The organism is Mycoplasma todarodis (genome assembly GCF_965212735.1).
Taxonomy (GTDB): Bacteria; Bacillota_I; Bacilli_A; order Mycoplasmatales; family Metamycoplasmataceae; genus Mycoplasma_K; species Mycoplasma_K todarodis_A.
The window spans coordinates 156,525-157,860 of record NZ_CBDBYJ010000004.1 but is presented as its reverse complement, the minus strand read 5'-3'; positions in this window follow the sequence as shown (position 1 = coordinate 157,860).

Sequence of the window (1,336 nt, the reverse complement as noted above, 5' to 3'; positions counted from 1 at the left end):
CAAGGCTACAAAAACATTAAACGATGAAAAAGCTAAAACAGCAGGACTAGTTAAAATTTCTAACGATGCTCAAGCTGCACAAGCAAAAGCTGAAAAAGATGCAAAAACTGCACAAGATAAACTTGATGCTGAAACTGCCAAAACAGCAGATCTAAATAAAAAACTTGCAGACGCTAAATCAGCAGAAGCAACAGCAAAAGATAACTTAGACAANGCTACAAAAACATTAAACGATGAAAAAGCTAAAACAGCAGGACTAGTTAAAATTTCTAACGATGCTCAAGCTGCACAAGCAAAAGCTGAAAAAGATGCAAAAACTGCACAAGATAAACTTGATGCTGAAACTGCCAAAACAGCAGATNTAAATAAAAAACTTGCAGATGCTAAATCTTCTCTAGAAAAAATCAAAAAAGAAAAAGAAGAAACAACAAATAAATTGAATGCTGCATTATTAAAACAAAAAAATATTAATAACAAGGAAGCAAAATTTAATTCTGAATTTAAAAAAGCTGATGCAAATGCTAAAAAAGCAAAAGCAGATCTAGATAAAGGGTGAGATTCACTTAGAGATGAAAATAAAAAACTTGTGGATGTAAATGCAAGTATAAAGAAAGCAAAAGAAGAACTTGCAAAACTTAAAAAATCAATAAAGAATGCTCTTACAGATCGTGAAGCAAAATGAGAAAGACAAGCATTTGATAGAAGAAACAAAAAAATGCGAAAACAAATTCATAGAATTGAAAATAAGATGGCTTCCCAATTACGTAGAATAAATGAAATAAAAGAACAATTAAAACGTATGGGTAAACACGATTCTCGTAGACCTGAAATGGAAGATAGAATCAGAAGAATTAGTAGGAATGTGGAAGGTATCAAGGTTCCTCTCGAAAGAAAAAGAGCGGAACTAAAAAAAGAATTTGAAAAGATAAAATCAAAAAAAGAAGAACAAGCTAAATTTAATAAAAAGTTAGAAGAAACAAAAAAAATAGAGCAAAGTAAAAAAGCAATCGAAAAAGCAGTTAAAGATATAACGGATTCAAATGCTCAGTTACACAAGAAATATGAAGACGCTAATAATGCGTTAAAAACTCTTGAAAAAAATCATAGTCAAAATGGTAAAACTACAAAAGCAAATGATTCTGAAATTAAAAGATTAAGAGAGTTATTGAAGAAAATTGAAAATAAATTAACTAAAGCTAAAACTGAAACTTCAACTGCACAAACAAATGTTGATAACAACACTTCAGTAGTTAAAGCATTAACAACTGATAAACAAACAGCGGATCAAGTTGCAAGTGATGCAACTAAAGCTGCTAACACAGCAANAACAANNNTA